Here is a 452-nt window from a genome sequence, read left to right as displayed (position 1 = left end):
GGTCGATGCTGCGACAGTCCATCGCATCGTCGATTTCGGCACCCACAAGATGGTCGATATCGATCTTGCCGACGGCACCCGCCTGAAGGCAATGGTGGCGCCGGACGATCGGATCCGGGCCGGGATGAGGGTCGAGCCGAGTTTCGCCGGCTTTTTCGTCTTCCGCGACAACGAGCTCGTCCATCAGTCGATGCCGGCAAAGGGCGACGTGGAGATCGAAGAGCTGCTGCGGGTTTAGAGCGGTTCAGCTTTTCATGGAAACGCAGAACCGCTCTAACCTTTTGTTTTGACGCAATTCCGGACGGAAAACTGCTGCACACTTTTCCTGGAATTACCTCTAACCTTTTACGCAATTCCAGACGGAAAACCGCGCCGCACTTTTCCTGGAATTGCTTCAAGCTTGCGCATCGGCATCTCGATAAAACCGCCCTGTTTTCGAGCCCACGAGCGCG

1 pseudogene is annotated in these 452 nt (G+C 56.4%); it reads left to right on the top strand.

From position 1 onward, the window contains the following. Window positions 1-238: pseudogene (locus FMN63_RS28395) on the top strand (ABC transporter ATP-binding protein); the annotation flags it as partial. Between the last annotated feature and the right edge of the window lie 214 nt (window positions 239-452).

Source organism: Stappia sp. BW2 (assembly GCF_008107695.1).
Classification (GTDB): domain Bacteria; phylum Pseudomonadota; class Alphaproteobacteria; order Rhizobiales; family Stappiaceae; genus Roseibium.
Note: the sequence above shows the minus strand (reverse complement) of the source record. Positions and strands in the feature narration are given on the sequence as shown.